Here is a 17,956-nt window from a genome sequence, read left to right as displayed (position 1 = left end):
CTATGTTGCTTTGTCAAGAGATTTGAGTAGTCTGGATCACATCGAGCCGAGCTGAGTAATCGGTCGCACTCACTCGACATCGGCGTGGAGGAGGAATCGAATGTCCGGATCACCGCAGGCCACAGGCTCCGTGCGGGTAGCACGCAGCGCCATGACGTTGCGGGGCACCCCGGCGGTGCCCGGAATCGCCGCCGCGCCCACCGTGCGGCCGGCGCCGCGGATCCGAGTGGACCTTCGTTCCGAACCGGTCGCCGAGTCCGATCGGGCATCCCAATACGAAGCCTTCCTGGCCGCGACATCGGTGGTTGCGCGGCGCTTGCGTGAGCGCGCGAGCCGCGCGAGCGGGGCGGCCGCGGAAGTGCTCGCCGCGAATGCCGCCATGGCCGCCGATCGTGGCTGGCTCAGTGCTGCCGAGAAATTGATCGCCGCGGGCAGTCCCGCCGCCGTGGCGGCGACCGCGGCCACCGATCAGTTCGCCGAGGTGTTCACCAAGTTGGGTGGGTTGATGGCAGAACGCGTCACCGACCTTCGCGATGTTTGTGACCGGGTGGTCGCCGAGCTGGCCGGTGCGCCGGAACCGGGCATTCCCACGCCCGCGCGGCCATCGATCCTGCTCGCCGAGGACCTGGCTCCGGCCGATACCGCCGGTCTGGATCCGAATCTCATTGTCGGCCTTGCCACTTCGCGCGGCGGCCCGACCAGCCACACCGCGATCATCGCGCGGCAACTCGGTATCCCGTGCGTGGTCGCGATCGCCGGACTCGACGATGTGCCCGCCGGAGTCGACGTACTGATCGATGGAGCGGCCGGACAGGTCGCCATCGGTCCCGACCCGGAAGCCGCCGCCCGTGCCGTGGCCGAGTACCGCACTCGAGAATCGCGAACGGCGGCCTGGACCGGTCCTGGCGCAACCGCGGACGGGCACCGGGTCGAGATTCTCGCCAATGTCCAGGATGGGGCCGGAGCCCGTGCGACGCGCTCACAACCGGCCGAGGGCATCGGCCTGTTCCGCACCGAATTATGTTTCCTGGACCGCGAATCCGAGCCGAGCATCGCCGAACAGGCGGCTATCTATCGCGAGGTCTTCGATGCCTACGCCGGGTCGAAGGTGGTGATCCGCACCCTCGACGCCGGATCGGACAAACCCTTGCGTTTCGCCGACCAAGCCAATGAGGCGAACCCGGCGCTCGGCGTGCGCGGCATCCGCATCGCGGCCCACGACAGCGGAATCCTGGACCGCCAACTCGACGCGATCGCCCAGGCCGCCGCCGATCGCACGCCGACGCCGTGGGTGATGGCTCCGATGATTTCCACTGCGGCCGAAGCGAAGTCGTTCGCCGCCGCGGTGCGAGCGCGCGGGCTGATCCCGGGCGTCATGATCGAGGTCCCCGCGGCCGCCCTCCTGGCCGAGGCCATTCTGGAACACGTCGACTTCCTCTCGATCGGCACCAACGACCTCGCGCAGTACACCATGGCCGCCGATCGCATGTCCGCCGACCTCGCCGCACTCACCGACCCCTGGCAACCCGCGGTGCTGGCACTGGTGGCGCGCACCGCGGCCGCGGGCGCGACCGCGCACAAGCCCGTCGGCGTCTGCGGCGAAGCCGCCGCCGATCCGCTATTGGCTTGCGTCCTAACCGGATTCGGCGTCGGCTCGTTGTCCGCCGCCGGTGCCGCAGTAGCCGCTGTCGGCGCCACCCTCGCCTCCGTCACGATAGAAGACTGCCGCCGCGCCGCGGCCGCCGTCCTGTCGACCGCCGATCCGGACAGCGCTCGCGCCGCCGCTCGCGCTGCCCTCCAAGCCGCCGGATGAGCGAGGTTGCATCGTGATTGCTGAATGTGCCCTTCGTGATCCAGCAAACTCGAGCGAAACGGTCGGGCGTGTTGCGGCGATCTGGTGAATATGGCCACCGACACCATGGATCTCGCCGAGCGACGTCAAGCGATCAGACGACTCGTCGCGGTCTGCCACGTAGTCAACAAGCTGGTAGAGCTAGCCGAGACGGAATCATCCGAACCCTTGATCGCGCAGGCGCATACCACTCGCAGGGTGCTCCAGGATCTGGTGCTCGACCTGGTGGCGATCGAGCCGCGCACTGAAGTGTGAGTCGGAACCGGCAGGGTCGCAGTAAAGTTAGCTGTCAAGCTCGAGGCCGCGTTCCGCTATCGGGGACCGGGCAGGCATCGGCTGCCTCGGCGACGACCTGTGCTTCGGTTGCCGCCGCAGGACGTTCCCCACGCTCCCAGCCAGCGCCCGTGACGGGTTCGATCGCGGCCAGTGCGACAAGCTCATCGTCATCGAAAACCCTTCCGCGACTGAGGAATCGAAACCCCTCGGGCGATTCCAGACTGAAGCCCGAACCGCGACCCGGCACCACATCGAGGACCAGCTGGGTGTGCTGCCAGGCAGCGAACTGCGCTCCCGAGATCCACACCGGCGCAATATCGTCCGGCTCCGGCGCGGTAGCCGGCAACTCGTCGACCCGCAATCGCAAATCGAGCAATCCGAGCAGCACATCGTGATCGCCGACGATGAATTCGCCTGCGGGATAACACATCGGGGCCGATCCGTCGCAGCAACCGCCGGACTGGTGCAGCATGAGCGGGCCGTGCAGCCCTCGGAGGCGACGGAGCAGATCCATCGCCGCCGCGGTGGCGCGCACGCGCCGGGGGACTGCCGCCATCAGAAGAAGCCTTGCGCCTTCGACGCGTAGCCGACCAGCAGGTTCTTCGTCTGCTGATAGTGGTCGAGCATCATGCGGTGGTTCTCCCGGCCGATACCGGACTGCTTGTAGCCGCCGAATGCCGCGTGCGCGGGGTACTGGTGGTAGGTGTTGGTCCACACCCGTCCGGCCTGGATATCGCGTCCGGCCCGGTAGGCCACCGAACCGTCACGCGACCATACGCCAGCGCCGAGTCCGTAGAGGGTGTCGTTGGCGATCTTGATGGCTTCGTCGTAATCCGCGAACGAGGTCACCGAGACAACCGGTCCGAAGATTTCCTCCTGGAAGATCCGCATCGAATTGCTGCCCGCGAAAACCGTTGGCTGCACGTAGTATCCGCCGGACAGATCGCCGCCGAGATCGGCGCGCTCGCCACCGGTCAGCAACGTCGCGCCCTCGCCCTTGCCGATTTCGAGGTAGGACAGGATCTTTTCGAGCTGATCATTGCTTGCCTGTGCGCCGATCATCGTTTCGGTGTCGAGCGGATCGCCCTGCCGCACCGCCTTGGTGCGCACCACGGCGGCGGCCAGGAATTCGTCGTAGATATCGGCCTGGATGAGCGCACGCGACGGGCAGGTGCAGACCTCACCCTGGTTCAGCGCGAACATGGTGAAGCCCTCGAGCGCCTTGTCCTGGAAGTCGTCATTGGCGGCGAGGACATCGCTGAAGAAGATATTCGGGCTCTTCCCACCGAGTTCCAGCGTGACCGGGATCAGGTTCTGCGAGGCGTACTGCATGATCAGGCGACCGGTGGTGGTCTCACCGGTGAAGGCGATCTTCTTGATCCGCGGGCTGGAGGCCAGCGGCTTGCCCGCCTCGACACCGAAACCGTTGACGATATTGACCACACCGGGCGGCAGCAGATCACCGATCAGCCCGATCAGGAACATGATCGAGGCGGGAGTCTGCTCGGCGGGCTTGAGCACGACCGCATTACCGGCGGCGAGTGCGGGCGCGAGCTTCCAGGTGGCCATCAGAATCGGGAAGTTCCACGGAATGATCTGGCCGACCACACCGAGCGGCTCGTGGAAGTGGTAGGCGACGGTGTCGGCGTCGATCTGCGAGAGCGAACCCTCTTGTGCGCGAATGGCACCGGCGAAGTAGCGGAAGTGGTCGATGGCCAGCGGGATATCGGCGGCCAGGGTTTCCCGGATCGGCTTGCCGTTGTCCCAGGCCTCCGCGAGTGCGATCGCGTCCAGGTTCTGCTCGATGCGGTCGGCGATCTTGTTGAGGATGATCGCGCGCTCGGCGACCGAGGTCTTGCCCCAGGCGGGTGCGGCGGCGTGCGCCGCGTCGAGGGCGAGTTCGATATCCTCCGCGGTGCCGCGCGCGACCTCACAGAACGGCTGACCCGTTACCGGAGTCGGGTTTTCGAAGTACTGCCCCTTGACCGGCGCGACCCATTCGCCGCCGATCCAGTTGTCGTATCGGGTCTGGAACGACATGGCGGCGCCGGGCGTGCCTGGGCGGGCGAAGACGGTCATCGAATGCTCCTCGATCTGCTGACTTTTCCTACGTCAGGTGTGATCCGGAACACTAGAAGCGGCCATGTTGCACGACAGTTGCAAGAAACCGGTCAGATGCCCAATTTGCGGTCGAGCAGTCGCAATTGCGTCTTTACCTGGGCATACAGCGAGGACTGCGGGTCAAGGGAGGAGAGGTAGGCGGTCCATGCGGCAATGTCGTCGCGGCCCTCGACCGAACCGGTCCAGCGGGCAAGCAAGCGGCGATCACCGGCGGTCAGCAGGGCCGCGCGCAGGCGTCCGCGCAACTCGACACGCAGTTCGGTGATGCCCGGTGCGAGCGATCGCGGCAGAATCGGGCCGGGATAGGCCCGCAACGCCGCCGAGGTATCGCCGCGCGCGAGTGCGCGCCGAACCTGGTCGACATCGGTATCGAGATCCATCAGCAGCCGATACGGACGCGAACCGAGACCATTGGCGCCCAACATCTTTCGCACCCGCGACATCTCCGCGCGCACCGTCACCGGATCCAGCTCGGATTCGTCGAGCAGCATGGCGAGATGGTCTGCGCTCAATCCCTCCGGGAAATCGGCCAGCAGCAAAAGGATTTCGGCATGGCGCTGGGACAGACGGATGCGCTCGCCATCGCGGATCAGCGTCGGTCGCGCCGCGCCGAGTACCTCCAGGCGTGCCGTCGTCGACGCGAGCGGTTTCGGCGCGTCGAGCATGAGCAGGCGCAGTTCGGATTCCGCGGCCGACACCGTCGCGCGGATCAGCGACAACACCTCCGGCGCCGCGACACGGGGTCCGCCGGTGATATCGATGGCGCCGATGATCCGACCACTGCGCGGATCATGTACGGGCGCAGCGGAACAACTCCATTCGTGCACCACGCGACTGAAGTGTTCGGCACCGAAGATCTGCACATGGTGATCGAGGGCGAGCGCGGTGCCAGGGGCATTGGTGCCCACCCGGCCCTCACTCCAATCCGCACCCTCGACGAAATTCATGGCCAGCGCCCGGTCCTTGACCTTCGAATCGCCCTCCACCCACAGCAACCGGCCCTCGGCATCGCTGATCGCGACGAGCAGTCCGGCATCGGCGGCATCCTCGACGAGCAGTTTGCGCACCACCGGTCGGACCAGCGCGATCGGATGCGTGCCCCGATACCGTTGCAGCTCAATGCCATCGAGGTCGACACCGGCGCCGAAGTGGTCCGGATCGACGCCGTTGCTGCGGCTGCGGCGCCAGGAATCCAGCACCACCGGGCGCACCGGATCGGTCGGCGACCGTTCGTCGCCTTCGATGAAGCAGCGATGCGCGCACGACACCTGTCGCGCCAGTTGCGCGAGGTCGTCATCCGGTCGAACGGCCACCCAGGGGTTGCCGTGCGCTGCTGTGCTCAATCGGTTTCCTTCGTGTCGCCCATACTCACTGTAATGCCGGTCACATGGCGTATGGGCAAGGGTGGGAATGCTCGGGACGCGCGGACTCGGCGGCCGACGTAGGCTGACTCTGCTCTGCGCAGGCGGCACGAATGCGCCTGCGGTCGCGCACCATGCTCATCGCTTCTGCACAACGACTGGAGTCACGTCTCTTGACCACGCCAGAGTCGGCAACCACCACCACTTGCCCGTTCCCTGTCGCGCACGGATCGCCGATCGATACCGACGGCCCCCGAATCTCTTTGTTCTCAGCGGAATTCGCCGAGAACCCGCATGAGGCCTACCGTGAGATGCGCAAGAGATACGGTTCGCTGGTGCCCGTGGAATTGGCTCCGGGTGTACCCGCGACCCTGGTGATCGGCTACTACACGGCGCTGCAGATCCTCAATGATCCCGACCATTTTCCGCATGATTCGCGAACCTGGCAGAAAGGTGTTCCTGAGGACTGCCCGGTGCGGCCGATGCTCGAATGGCGTCCGGCGGCGATTCGTACCACCGGCCTCGAGCACGCCCGCTACCGGGAGACGACCGTGGCGGGCCTCGGTGTCGTCGACCTGTTTGCTTTGCATTCCACCGTGGAGCAGATCGCCATCCCGCTGATCAACACCTTCTGCGAGGACGGTACGGCGGATCTGGTCGGGCAGTACGCATTGCCGCTGGCCTTCGCCGTGATCAACGCGATACTCGGTTGTCCGCCGGAGATCAGCCAGCGTGCCGCAACCGGTCTGGCGCGCATGATGGAGGGTGCGGACGCAGCCGTCGAGGGCGGCAAGATTCTTGCCGATGCCATGTTCGAACTGGTCGACCTCAGGCGTGACCAACCGGTCAACGATGTCGTGTCCGTGCTGCTCGCCCATCCGGCGAAGCTCGATGACGCCGAGATGATCCAGCAGGTCCTCCTCCTGTACGGCGCCGGAATGGAACCGACGCAGAATCTGATCGTCAATACGCTGCGACTGATGCTGACCGACAATCGGTTCGGTGGTGGCATTCTCGGCGGCACTCTATCCACGCGCGACGCGTTGGACGAGGTGCTTTTCACCGATCCGCCGCTATCGAACTACTGCATCACCTTCCCGAAGCAACCGGTCCTGATCGAGGGCTCGTGGCTGCCCGCGCACCAACCGGTCGTCATCAGCATGACCGGCTGCAATAACGATCCCGCGATCACCACCGGCGCGTACACCGACAACAGCTCCCACCTGGCGTGGAGTGTCGGCCCGCATGCCTGCCCCGCCCGCTCGATCGCGACCCTGATCGCACAGGACGCGATCGATCAACTCCTGGACGCCCTGCCGGAAATGCGGCTGGCCGTCCCTGTCGAAGAATTGGAATGGCGACCGGGCCCGTTCCATCGAGCCCTGGCCGCCCTCCCCGTCACTTTCCCTAAATCCCCTCCGCTGCAGGTCTTCTGACTGGCGGGAGTCGGCTTCGGATGCTTCGATCATGGGATGACCGATGACAGCGAGGTGCCACGCGTTGTTTCCGCCAGCCGGGAGATCGCGGCCGGGGTGGAGGAAATCTTCGAGTTGATCGCCGATCCCGCGCAACAGCCGCGGTGGGACGGCAACGACAACCTGGCCGAAGCCCCGGCGGGGCAACGCGTCCGGAAGGTCGGCGAGGTCTTCGCCATGACCCTCAGCAACGGCCACATCCGGGAGAACCACATCGTGGAATTCGAAGAGGGCCGCCGGATCGCCTGGCTGCCAGCGGAACCGGCGAGCGAACCGCCGGGGCACCTGTGGCGCTGGGAGCTCGAGTCGGTGGACGCGGCGCACACTCGGGTCACGCATACCTACGACTGGTCACGACTGACCGACGAGAACCGGCTCCCGCGCGCCCGCGCCACCACGCCCGACAAGTTGCAAGCGTCCGTCGACCGGCTCGCCGCCATCGCCGAAGGGTAGGCATTGCTCGACTTCGCTCGGCTCTGTGTCGAAATCCCCAGGTAGACCGGCACCCTCGCATCTCGCCGAGGACGCAGATCCGACGCTTCCGGTGCCGGACTGCCCGGGATGGAAACTCGGACAGCTGCTGCGGTACGTCGGCGGCTGCCACCGTTGGATAGAGACGACAGTGCGTACCCGCGCCGACCGGCTGGTGGCTCACCGAGGACGCGTCGTGACACAGTTCGCCAACCGGTTGCCTCCGGTGTGCGGGGCACGAATAGTTTCGGCAGCCCGACATTCGGCGACCAGGATCGCCTGCACCGCAGGCAATTGCGGCGGCATCGTACCGAGCGCGCGCGGAATCGTCGCGACGGGAATATGCTCGAAGTAGCTAGCTGGTAGTTGTAATCGGGGTCGTCGTGTCGCAAATCGATCCGCTTTCCACGCAACGCGACCTCACCTCAGGGTTCGCGGCAGAGCTGGCCGCTGCCGGGTTCACCGACGCCGCCGAAATCGGACGCGGCGGATTCGGAGTTGTCTATCGGTGTGCCCAACCCGCGCTCGAACGCATGGTTGCGATCAAGGTGCTCACCGCCGATCTGGAATCGGAGAATCTCGAACGCTTCGTCCGCGAACAACTCGCCATGGGCAAGCTGTCGGGTCATCCCAATATCGTCAGCGTTTTCGAAGTGGGCTCCACCGCGACCGGTCGGCCCTACATTGTGATGCCGTACCACCCGCACGGCTCACTGGACACCCGCATCCAGGAACACGGCCCGATCGGCTGGCAGGACGCGCTGCATATCGGCGTGAAAATCGCGGGCGCGCTGGAGACCGCGCACCGGCGCGGGATGCTGCACCGCGATGTGAAACCCGGCAATATCCTGCTCACCGAATACGGTGAACCGCAGTTGGCCGATTTCGGCATCGCCCGGTTGGTCGGCGGCTTCGAGACAACGGCGGGCACGATCACCGGGTCACCCGCCTTCACCGCGCCCGAGGTGCTGCAAGGGCACGTTCCGGACGTGACCTCCGATATCTACAGCCTGGCTTCGACGCTGTTCTGTGCCAGCACCGGTCACGCGGTCTTCGAGCGACGCAACGGCGAGCAGTTGGTCGCACAGTTCCTGCGCATCACCAAACAGCCGATACCCGATCTCGGGGAGGCGGGTCTGCCCCCGGATGTGACCGCCGCGATCGAAGGCGCGATGTCGCGTGAGCGCACCGAACGGCCTTCCAGCGCAGCCGAATTCGGTGCGCAACTGCGCGAGATCCAGGAGCGGCACGGCCTGTCGCCCGATGATATGCCCGTCCCGCTGCCCGCCGCCGAACCCCGCGGACACCGGCCGTCGCCGACACTCACCTCCGGTCGTCGCCGCACTTCGGCGACGTCATCGACCATCACCCCACCCGTGCCCGCCACCCGCTTGCGGCCGCCGGTGGCCACCCGCCCGCTGGTCGATCGCCAGCGCTTGCTGGCGCTGCTGCGCGACGGTCGCAACCGCCGGCTCGCGGTCATCCACGGCCCCACCGGATTCGGCAAGACCACCCTCGCCGCCCAATGGTGCGAGGCGCTGACCGCCGAGGGCATCGCGGTAGCCTGGCTGACCGTCGATCACGACGACAACAATGTCGTCTGGTTCCTCGCACATCTCATCGAAGCCATTCGCGCCGCACGACCTTCGCTCGCGCGCGAACTCGGCGAACTGCTCGAGGAGCACGGCGACGCGTCCGAACGCTATGTGCTGACCTCGTTGATCAACGATATCGATCGGCGCGGTGAGGAAGTGGTGGTCGTCATCGACGACTGGCACTGCGCCACCGATCCGACCACCACGCGCGCACTGCGGTTTCTGCTCGAAGGCTGCAGTCCCGCCTTGCATCTGGTGATCACCAGCCGCAGTCAGGCCGGACTGCCGATGAGTTCGATGCGGGCCCGCGACGAACTGGTCGAAATCGGCCCCAGCGCATTGCGTTTCGATATCGCGGAGGCCTACACCTTCCTGGTCGAGCTGGGCGGACTGGAGCTGGATCGCGCCGATGTCGAGGATCTCACCGAGTCCACCGAAGGCTGGGTCGCGGCTCTGCAACTGGCGGCACTGTCCTTGCGCGGCAGCGACGATCCCGGCGAGTTGATCAGCCATCTGACCGGCCGCCACCACGCCATCAGCGAGTTCCTGGTGGAGAACGTCCTGGACACCCTGGAACCCGGCATGCTCGACTTCATGGTGGCGACCTCGATCACGCCGCGGATCTGCGGTGAGCTCGCCTCGGCACTAACCGGGGTACCGGATGGGCAGGCGATGCTGGAGCAGATCGAACTCCAGGATCTGTTCCTGCGCAAGCTCGATGACGGCAATTGGTTCCGCTACCACCACCTGTTCCAGGATTTCCTGCAACAGCGGCTGGAACGCGATCGGCCCGAACGGATCACCGAACTGCACCGGGTGGCCTCCCGATGGCTGGCCGAGCATCGACATGTCAGCGAGGCGGTCGATCACGCCCTGCTGGCCGGGGACGAGGAGCGGGCCATCGAGATCGTCGAGCGGGATGGGATGTCGCTGCTCGAATACGGGCAGTTCGCCAGTCTCATCGGTCTGGTGAACAAGCTGCCCGCCAGCATCATCGAAACGCATCCGCGGCTGCAACTGGATCTGGCCTGGGCCAATATCCTGCTGCACCGGGCCGCTCCGGCCGAACGCGCGCTGCGCCTCGCCGAATCGACGCTGAACCGCGGTGAACTCGACGAAGCCAGCACCGCGCTGCTGCGGGCCGAGGCCGGTGTGGTGCATGCGGTGGTCGCGGTGCGCGCGGATGCGCTGGCCGGCGTCGACGATCTGCTGGCGCCCTGCTTCTTCCTGGCCGAGGAACTGTCGCCGTATGTGGTGGCGATCGGTGCGAATGTCGCGACCTTCACCGCGGGCTATCGCTACGACTTCGAGGAGGCGCTGCGCATCCAGGAATGGTCGGCACCGTATATGCGCCAGAACAAGGGCTTCTACAACAATATCCACGGCCTGTGCTTCCTGGGGCTGGCCGCGAGCCTGCAACTCGATATCGCCAGGGCCGAGCAGTACTTCCGTAAGGCGATGAAGGTGGCCAAGCAATCCGGCGGCAGCCATTCCTACGGCGCGCGGTTGGCCGGATCCCTGCTCGGCGAATTGCTGTACGAGCGTGCGGAAGTCGCGGAGGCGGAGCGGCTGCTCGATGAGGGCTATAAGCTGGGGCCCGAAGCCGGTGTCGTGGATTTCAAATTGGCGCGCTATGTCGTAGGGGCGCGAATCAAAGCATTGCGCGGTGATCGCGCGGCCGCGATTCGCAGATTGAACGAGGGTGCGCGCGTTGCGCGTTCGATGTCTTTGCCGCGACTGGGCGCCGAGGTGGAGAACGAGCGGCTGCGACTCGGATTGCCGCCGCATCCGGAATTCGGTCCGCTGCCCGTTGTCGAATACGGGAATCGCCGCGTTCCGGTCGACCCGATCGACGAATTCACCGTACTGTACGAGGAATTCACCGCGATCCGGCTGCTGCTCGCCGCGGAAACACCGGAAAAAACCGAACTCGCCTGCGCGTGGGCCCAGGAATGGGTGGATCTGCTCGAATCCGTCAAGCGGCCGAGGGAATTGCTGAAGGCACGTCGAATGTTGATCGCCTGCCTCGCCGCCGCAGGCCGCACCGATGAGGCCAAGACCTTACTGGCAACGGTAACCGCCCAGTGTGCCGAACTCGGATCGGTGCGCTACCTGCTGGACGGGGGACCACACGTCGTCGCGACACTCGCGGCCGTGTACGAAGATCAGCTCGCCGGACGATGGCGTCCCGAATGGCCCGATGTGCCAACGGAATTCTTGATCGCGTTGGTCAATGCGCATGCGGCGCAGCGAATCTGATGCTCGTCAGCCGGAAAGCAGTTCGGTGATCTCCGCGACCGGCATGGGCCGGTGGAAAAGCCAACCCTGTGCGCTGTCGCAGCCGAGCGATTCGAGCCGATCGGCCTGATATTGCGTTTCGACGCATTCGGCGGTGAGGGTGAACCCGAGGGCATGGGTGAGTTCGATAATGGATTCGAGCACCAGCAGATCGGTGGCACCGGGCGATTCCGGGGTGCGGATACAGCGGATGAACGGTCCCGCGAGTTTGACGACATCGAGCGGCAGTTGCCCCAGGTAGGCGAGATTGGAATAGCCGGTGCCGAAATCATCGATCGCGATGCGGACACCGGCCTCGGACAACGTGCGCAATGCCTGTAGCGGGCGCCCGGTGGTGTGCATGAAGGCCCGCTCGGTCAGTTCGAGTTGTAGCCGATCCGGTGCGATGCCGGTCTCGGCGATGACGTCCTGGACCCGATCCAGCCAGGTCGGGTCGGCGACCTCGGCGGCGGAGACATTGACGCTCACGATCGGTGTCCGGCCGGGAAAGCGGTCGTGCCAGTCCCGGCTGTCACGACACGCGCGCTCGAGCACCTGCGCGCCCAATGCGCCGATATGGCCGTTGTCCTCGGCGAGGTCCACGAATTGCGCCGGGGCGAGTACGCCGAGTTCCGGATGCCGCCAGCGCACCAGTGCCTCCACCGCGATCATCCGCTGGTCGGCGAGGGCGACGATGGGCTGGTAGTCCAGGAAGAGTTCATCGTGGAGCAGGGCGGCGGGCATGGCGGCCGAGAGTTCGGCGCGGGTGTGTTCGCGGCGGCCGCGATCGGCATCGAAGACCGCGTAGCGGGCGCGACCCGCGGCCTTGGCCCAGTACATGGTGGTATCGACGGCCTGCAGGAGTTCATCGGCGGTGGTGTGCTCGGTGCGCCCCTCCATGACACCGATGCTCGCCGTGACGGTGAGGTGGTGGCCGTCGATATCGAATGGTCGAGTAAAGGCGTCGAGCATGTGCTTCGCGACCGCGGCGACGGTTTCACCGGATCGCGGGACCAGGATGACGAATTCGTCGCCGCCCATGCGCGCCACCAATCGACCGGGTTGGGCGCAGGCGCGTAGGCGGGCGCCGACCTGGATGAGCAGTTGATCGCCGAATGCGTGTCCGAAGGTGTCGTTGACGAGTTTGAAATGGTCGAGGTCGAGATAGCAGAGGCCGAAATCGGCACTCGGATCGGCGAAGGCGGCGGCGAGCGCCTCGATGAATTTGGTCCGATTCGGCAGGCCGGTCAGCTGATCGTGGTGGGCGCGATATCGCAGCCGCGCCTCACTCGCGCGCAACTGTTCGGCGACCGCGCGTCGGGCGGCGACTTCGGCGGCGCGGACGCCCTCCTGCTCGGCGAGCAGCCATGCCCGGAATGCGCGGATATACCCATTCGTGAAGGCGGCGAGCAAATCGGCCAGCCGATCCGCCGTGATGCTGCCCGTCTCGGTGAAATGCGCGCTGAGTGCCGCGATGCTGCGCCCGAGCACCTCGTCACCGCCGAAATGCGACCGCGCCAGCTCTGCCCCCAACTCGGCCACCCGATCGGCGGATTCGGTTGTCTGCGTTGCGGTTTCGAACTCCATGGCCAGCCGCGTCAGCAGCATGCGCGTCCCACCCGCACTCGTCGGTACCACATGATCACGCGCCCCACCTGTCAGCGCGGCAGTCCAGCGTCCGGTCAGGTCGCCGCGCGAGCCGTCTCCTGCACCGGGCCCGGCTTCCCAACCCATGAGACCTGATCTTACAGCGCAACTCCCGACCGATGATGTTGGGAGACACCGCCGTTCCCGATGATTTTCGGGTCAGTGCAGAAGTCGTCGAAGTCGCGAAAGACGGTGGGTACGACGATCGGTTCGACAGTGAGGTCGATCAGACCGGCCGCGAGCCACAACTCCCGTAGGCGATGGATTCCATCGCCTACAGGCTGAAGAAGATCTGACGCAGGACCAGGGCGACGATGAACACCACGGTGAATGCCAGGTCGATGGAGAGTCCGCCGAGGCGGACCGGCTGCAGGTACCGGCGCACCGGGGCGATCACCGGTTCGGTCGCGGCGTGGCTCAGGTCGCGGGCGCGATTCACCCATTGAGGGTGCCTGCCATCGGCGAGCACACCTACCCAATCGAATACCAGCCGGGCCAGTAGCAGCAGGATGAATACCGTCAGGGCTAACCCGAGCAAGGTGCCGATTAGGGTCATGTCGAACTCCTTCGTGGGTGGCCAGCTACCAGTATCAACGGTCGCGACCGGCTGGGAAGTGTCCCGTTCGTCGGGTTCTCAGCCGACTATCAGGTCGGTTAGCCTGTCCCGATGCGCCGACCGCTCCGATATCTGCCGATAGCCGTCCTGTCGACCCTGTGCTGGTTGCTCGCCACCGGGCCGGTCGCGACCGCCCAGGAGGCGTCGCATCTGCTCACCGTGCAGCAATCGGGCGTATTGCGCGTCTGTACCACCGGCGATTACCCGCCCTACACCCTGCGCGAAGACGACGGCAGCTACCGCGGCGTCGACATCACTCTCGCCGCCGACCTCGCCGCGACCTTACATGTTGTCCCGCAATGGATTCCGACCACCTGGTCCACCCTGACCGACGACTTCCTCGCACGCTGCGATATCGCCGTCGGCGGCATCTCCGACACCCCGGCCCGCCGCATCGTCGCCGACTTCTCCATCCCCACCTCCATCGACGGCAAGACCCCCGTCGTGCGCCGCACCGACGCCGCCGACTACGCCACTGTCGACCAGATCAACCGCCCCGAGGTCCGGGTGATCGTCAACCGCGGCGGCACCAACGAGGCCTTCGCCCGCACCAACTTCCCCGCGGCCCAGCTGACCATCTGGCCCGATAACCTCACCATCTACGACCAGCTCGAACAGCACAACGCCGACGTCTTCGTCACCGACTCGGTCGAGGGCCGCTACCGCCAACGTACCCACCCCACCCTCGAGGTCCTACACCCCGACACCCCCTTCGACTCCGCCCCCAAGGCCTACCTCCTGCCCAAGGGCGACACCCTCTTCAACACCGTCGTCAACACCTGGCTCGAAACCGAAATCCGCACCGGCAGAAGCAATAAGCTGTTGACCGACTGGATCGGGTGATCGCTTCTCCGACACCACCGAATCCAGCGTGGCTCGGCTCCGCGAAGCTGAGGGCTTCTTCGGTCAGTCCCGGTCGGTGTGGGTGACGTGAACGGGGACGTCGTCGGCCCAGGGCTGGCGGGTGACCATGTCGGCGACATTTACTGTGCCGCGTTCGAATTCGCCGGTGGCGGCGTCGACCAGGCGATAGGACTGGGTTTGTTTGTGGATGGGTTGGGCGTCGAGGAGGACTACCCGGACTTCGCCGGGGTCGAAGTGGCAGCGCTCTTGCATGGCGGTGATGAGTTGTTCGTTGTGCATGTGGCCGTCGCCGAAATTCCAGCCGAGGGCGGTGCTGCAGATGCGTTCGCCGTCGGTGAGGGTGTATTCGTCCTCGTGGCCGGATGGCATGGCTCGGTGCACGAGGGTGAACAGGGCGCGGCCGTGGGTGTTCATGGCGCGGAAGGCATATCCCATGAACATCGGGATCTGGGCGCGGTCCTTGCCGTAGAACCGCTCCAGCTGGGCCTGCGGCATGCTGGCGATCGCGACGATGCCGCGGCCGATCTTTTCGGCGGCGGAGGGTTTGATGCACCACATCGTGGTGTCCCAGTTACCGGCGTAATAGCGCATGCCCGGTAGGAACGAAATCTGGTGGGGGAAAAGGTTTCCGGTGATCACGATGCCCGCGATCACCAGGAAGAGCAGCACCACCGGCACCGGGTGATGCAGATCGGCGAGGCCGAGATCGGCGTGCGCGACGAACAATACGAGCACACCGAAAATCATGAAGACGTTCCACTCCAGCGGGACACCCATCGGGATGGCGGTCAGGATCGCCAGATGGAAGCACACCATCACGAACGCGGCGACCGCCGTCAGCCAGCCGCCGTGAGAGAAGAACAGCACCAATGGAATACACATCTCGACGGCCGTACCGCCGTGCGCGAAGATGCGGGACAGCCGACCCGGCCGCAGGTCGTCGGGAAAGTTCTCGAAGAACTTGCGCTTGAGCAACTTTCGCCGGAAAACCGGGCTATTGGACATCATGGTGGACACCACGAACGGAAAGTGCTTGTTCAGCTTCGATGTCGCCGCACCCATCCAGATCACCACGAAGACCAGCTTCGCGGCCACGACCATATCCGCGGCGAAAAGGAAGGTGACGGCGAGCGTGGCATAGACCTCGCCGCGCGCCGCCAGGAATATCACCTTGTCGCGCAACCCGATCAGCGCCAGCAGGCCGAGGATCGTGGCGATCTGCCGAATCGGCAGCAGCCCGACCGTCGTATCCAACTCCGGCACTGCACCGGTTCCGTCGGATAGCAAGGCGACCACGGTCATTACCAGCAATGCCGCGTACAGCGTGATATCCACCGGCGAACGATCGGTGCCCTTGGTCAGCGGCACGACACCCGGCCACGGCGGCAACCGAATGGTCTTGGGCCGCAACCAATACAGAATCGACCCCATCGGCGGAAAGAACCTGTTGTTCAACGGACCGAACCCGCACCCGAGCCCGACCACCTCGAACAGCAGCGTATACAGCACAACCTTCTCGAAGACGATCGGCTCGGACCACCACGCATCGATGTTCGCGAATCCATCGATCCCCCTGGTGGACAACACGATCAGCCAGCCACCGAGAATATAGAGACAGACCTTGCCGACATAGAACAAATGCAGCGCGATCGGCGTCCCGAAACCGACCTCGGCCCAATGCCGCGCCATAGGCCGGATCCGCTCACCTCGAGTGCCCTTGCTCCACTCCGCCATATCGACCACGGGCAGGTCGGGTTCGAGAAACCCCATCAAGCACTCTCCGATTCGCCGACATCGGAGCACCAACTCCAATCACGGCATCCGATGTGCTCCGATACGTTGACAGCTCGACCATTTGCTGTCAATCACCGGTCCCGACGACCGAGATTATGGTTGGCGCGGCGGATGCTTTGACGGCCGCCGCTATCACCCTTAGTTTCAGGCTCGTGTCTGGTACTCCGCGCTTTCCTGGACTGAAGTCGGCCGATGCGGATTGGTTGGTGCAGACCGCGTTGGCGGTCGGTGCCGAGCGAGGGTTCCCGCCGCTGGCGGTGGCGGTTGTCGACCTCGCGGGTGAGGTGATCGCCCTGCGGCGTGGCGACGGCGGTATGCCCATGACCAGCCGAATCGCGGTGGCCAAGGCGCGTACCGCGCTGCTCGCCCTGCGGCCCTCCGGCCAGATCGAACTGCCCGGCGGGATCGTGGACAGCATCCAACACCTCTACGACGGCGACTTCGTCCCATGGGCAGGCGGTGTTCTGGTCACCGAAGGCGAGTTGATCCTCGGTGCCGCAGGCGCGTCCGGCGCCCATGCCCTCGAAGACGAGGCGGCCGTGCAAACAGCGGTGCAGCGATGGCAGGAGAACCGTTCCGCCGGGTAGCGGTGCGCACCGTTATCCGCACGATTCCGAGAGGCCGTTCGACGCTCGCAGGGCTGTTGAGGTAGACCTGTTTTCGAGGCGATGAGGGAGATAGTCATGAACGTCGATGTGGGGCGGGCGCGATGAGCGGTGAGCCGCTGGTGCTGTTGCACGGGGTGGCGATGTCGGCGCGGGTGTGGGATCCGCTGGTTCCGAAGTTGTCGGCCCGGTTCCAGGTGCTCGCGCCGACTGCGCTGGGGCATCGGGGTGGGGCGGCGGTATCGCGGCGTCCGGCACGGATTGCCGACTTTGTCGACGAGGTCGAACGGCTGCTCGATGAAAATGGCTGGGCGACAGCCCATCTGGTTGGGAACTCGCTCGGTGGGTGGACCGCCATCGAGTTGGCGCGGCGCGGTCGGGCACGTACTGTCTGCGCGCTCTCACCGGCCGGATTCTGGGATGCGGGCGGAACAGGGCACGCCGATTCCTCCGCCACCATCGCGCGCAACGTCACCTTCGCGCGGCTCACCCGGCCGCTCGCACCGCTGACACTGCGGTCATCGCTGGTGCGGCGGGTGGCCCTGCGGGTCATCGCTGAACACGGCGATCGCCTCGAACCATCGGCGGCCGCGGGCATCGTCGCCGATCTGCTCGGCTGTACGGTCACGGATGACCTACTCAACACCCGAGATGCGATCGCGGAATTCGAGCGACTACCTTGCCCGATCACGGTGGCTTGGTCGCAGGCCGACCGCATCTTTCCGGTCGCGGTCAACGGCGCGATCGCTCAGCAGCGCCTGCCGGGTGTCACATTCGAGGTGCTGCCCGGAGTCGGGCACGTCCCCATGATCGATGACCCGGAGTTGGTCCTGCGCACCATCCTGACCGGCACCAGCGAGGCTTCGTCTCCGGGGGAATCTCCATCGGAGCGGTGAGATAGCCACCAGTTCGACGGTATTCACATCTCGGGGCGAGCGTCGGTTCGGTAGCGGATCGGCGCCGCGAGGATGGTCACTCGAGGGTCCACCCAGCGAACCGAGG

Annotated in this window: 15 protein-coding genes; 9 read left to right on the top strand and 6 right to left on the bottom strand. The window is 65.6% G+C overall.

Going from position 1 to position 17,956, the window contains the following annotated elements:
• The first annotated feature begins 100 nt into the window (after nucleotides 1–100).
• Together ACQP1T_RS25060 and ACQP1T_RS25055 are read left to right on the top strand one after the other, a co-directional pair.
• Entirely contained in the window at nucleotides 101–1,813 is a 1,713-nt protein-coding gene (locus ACQP1T_RS25060) for a putative PEP-binding protein (protein WP_433755510.1), read from the top strand.
• Between the two features lie 90 nt (nucleotides 1,814–1,903).
• Nucleotides 1,904–2,107, top strand: a complete 204-nt coding sequence (locus ACQP1T_RS25055; RefSeq protein WP_433755509.1) for a hypothetical protein — start codon at nucleotides 1,904–1,906, stop codon at nucleotides 2,105–2,107.
• Between the two features lie 34 nt (nucleotides 2,108–2,141).
• Here ACQP1T_RS25055 and ACQP1T_RS25050 read toward each other — a convergent pair whose 3' ends face one another.
• The 3 genes from ACQP1T_RS25050 to ACQP1T_RS25040 all read right to left on the bottom strand — a co-directional run bounded on the left by ACQP1T_RS25050 (nucleotide 2,142) and on the right by ACQP1T_RS25040 (nucleotide 5,592).
• Entirely contained in the window at nucleotides 2,142–2,684 is a 543-nt protein-coding gene (locus tag ACQP1T_RS25050; protein WP_433755507.1) for a DUF779 domain-containing protein, read from the bottom strand.
• The gene (adh, locus tag ACQP1T_RS25045; RefSeq protein ID WP_433755505.1) at nucleotides 2,684–4,207 is read right to left on the bottom strand and encodes an aldehyde dehydrogenase; all 1,524 of its coding nucleotides are present in this window, start codon (nucleotides 4,205–4,207) and stop codon (nucleotides 2,684–2,686) included. Before adh ends, ACQP1T_RS25050 begins: the two co-directional genes overlap by 1 nt.
• A gap of 92 nt (nucleotides 4,208–4,299) precedes the next feature.
• Entirely contained in the window at nucleotides 4,300–5,592 is a 1,293-nt protein-coding gene (locus ACQP1T_RS25040) for a transcriptional regulator (RefSeq protein WP_433755504.1), read from the bottom strand.
• A 191-nt stretch (nucleotides 5,593–5,783) separates the two neighbouring features.
• Between ACQP1T_RS25040 and ACQP1T_RS25035 the strand changes: the two genes are divergently transcribed.
• From ACQP1T_RS25035 to ACQP1T_RS25020, 4 genes are read left to right on the top strand one after another with little or no spacing between them, the layout of a single operon-like run.
• Nucleotides 5,784–7,046, top strand: a complete 1,263-nt coding sequence (locus tag ACQP1T_RS25035; protein ID WP_433755503.1) for a cytochrome P450 — start codon at nucleotides 5,784–5,786, stop codon at nucleotides 7,044–7,046.
• 36 nt (nucleotides 7,047–7,082) lie between these two features.
• Nucleotides 7,083–7,538 (top strand): SRPBCC family protein, encoded by a 456-nt coding sequence (locus ACQP1T_RS25030; RefSeq protein WP_433755502.1) that lies wholly within the window; start codon nucleotides 7,083–7,085, stop codon nucleotides 7,536–7,538.
• Between the two features lie 25 nt (nucleotides 7,539–7,563).
• Complete coding sequence (locus ACQP1T_RS25025; RefSeq protein ID WP_433755501.1) at nucleotides 7,564–7,911, top strand: maleylpyruvate isomerase N-terminal domain-containing protein; 348 nt, start codon at nucleotides 7,564–7,566, stop codon at nucleotides 7,909–7,911.
• A gap of 28 nt (nucleotides 7,912–7,939) precedes the next feature.
• Nucleotides 7,940–11,410 (top strand): protein kinase domain-containing protein, encoded by a 3,471-nt coding sequence (locus ACQP1T_RS25020; protein WP_433755500.1) that lies wholly within the window; start codon nucleotides 7,940–7,942, stop codon nucleotides 11,408–11,410.
• Nucleotides 11,411–11,416: 6 nt separating this feature from the next.
• Here the strand turns inward: ACQP1T_RS25020 and ACQP1T_RS25015 are convergent, their stop codons facing one another.
• Both ACQP1T_RS25015 and ACQP1T_RS25010 read right to left on the bottom strand, forming a co-directional pair.
• Nucleotides 11,417–13,162, bottom strand: a complete 1,746-nt coding sequence (locus ACQP1T_RS25015) for a putative bifunctional diguanylate cyclase/phosphodiesterase (RefSeq protein ID WP_433755499.1) — start codon at nucleotides 13,160–13,162, stop codon at nucleotides 11,417–11,419.
• A 187-nt stretch (nucleotides 13,163–13,349) separates the two neighbouring features.
• A complete protein-coding gene (locus ACQP1T_RS25010; RefSeq protein ID WP_433755498.1) occupies nucleotides 13,350–13,631 on the bottom strand; it encodes a YggT family protein in 282 nt (93 codons plus the stop codon).
• A 111-nt stretch (nucleotides 13,632–13,742) separates the two neighbouring features.
• Here ACQP1T_RS25010 and ACQP1T_RS25005 point away from each other — a divergent pair, with 111 nt between their 5' ends.
• The gene (locus ACQP1T_RS25005) at nucleotides 13,743–14,534 is read left to right on the top strand and encodes a transporter substrate-binding domain-containing protein (RefSeq protein WP_433755496.1); all 792 of its coding nucleotides are present in this window, start codon (nucleotides 13,743–13,745) and stop codon (nucleotides 14,532–14,534) included.
• Nucleotides 14,535–14,597: 63 nt separating this feature from the next.
• Here the strand turns inward: ACQP1T_RS25005 and ACQP1T_RS25000 are convergent, their stop codons facing one another.
• On the bottom strand, nucleotides 14,598–16,325 hold the full coding sequence (locus tag ACQP1T_RS25000; protein WP_433755495.1) for a DUF3556 domain-containing protein: 1,728 nt from the start codon (nucleotides 16,323–16,325) through the stop codon (nucleotides 14,598–14,600).
• A 176-nt stretch (nucleotides 16,326–16,501) separates the two neighbouring features.
• Here ACQP1T_RS25000 and ACQP1T_RS24995 point away from each other — a divergent pair, with 176 nt between their 5' ends.
• Both ACQP1T_RS24995 and ACQP1T_RS24990 read left to right on the top strand, forming a co-directional pair.
• Nucleotides 16,502–16,936 (top strand): GlcG/HbpS family heme-binding protein, encoded by a 435-nt coding sequence (locus ACQP1T_RS24995; RefSeq protein WP_433755494.1) that lies wholly within the window; start codon nucleotides 16,502–16,504, stop codon nucleotides 16,934–16,936.
• Between the two features lie 122 nt (nucleotides 16,937–17,058).
• On the top strand, nucleotides 17,059–17,850 hold the full coding sequence (locus ACQP1T_RS24990; RefSeq protein WP_433755493.1) for an alpha/beta fold hydrolase: 792 nt from the start codon (nucleotides 17,059–17,061) through the stop codon (nucleotides 17,848–17,850).
• Nucleotides 17,851–17,956 lie beyond the last annotated feature (106 nt).

Origin of the sequence: Nocardia sp. CA-135398 (assembly GCF_050955845.1) — a bacterium.
Lineage (GTDB): Bacteria > Actinomycetota > Actinomycetes > Mycobacteriales > Mycobacteriaceae > Nocardia.
This window is presented reverse-complemented; position numbering and strand designations above follow the sequence as displayed.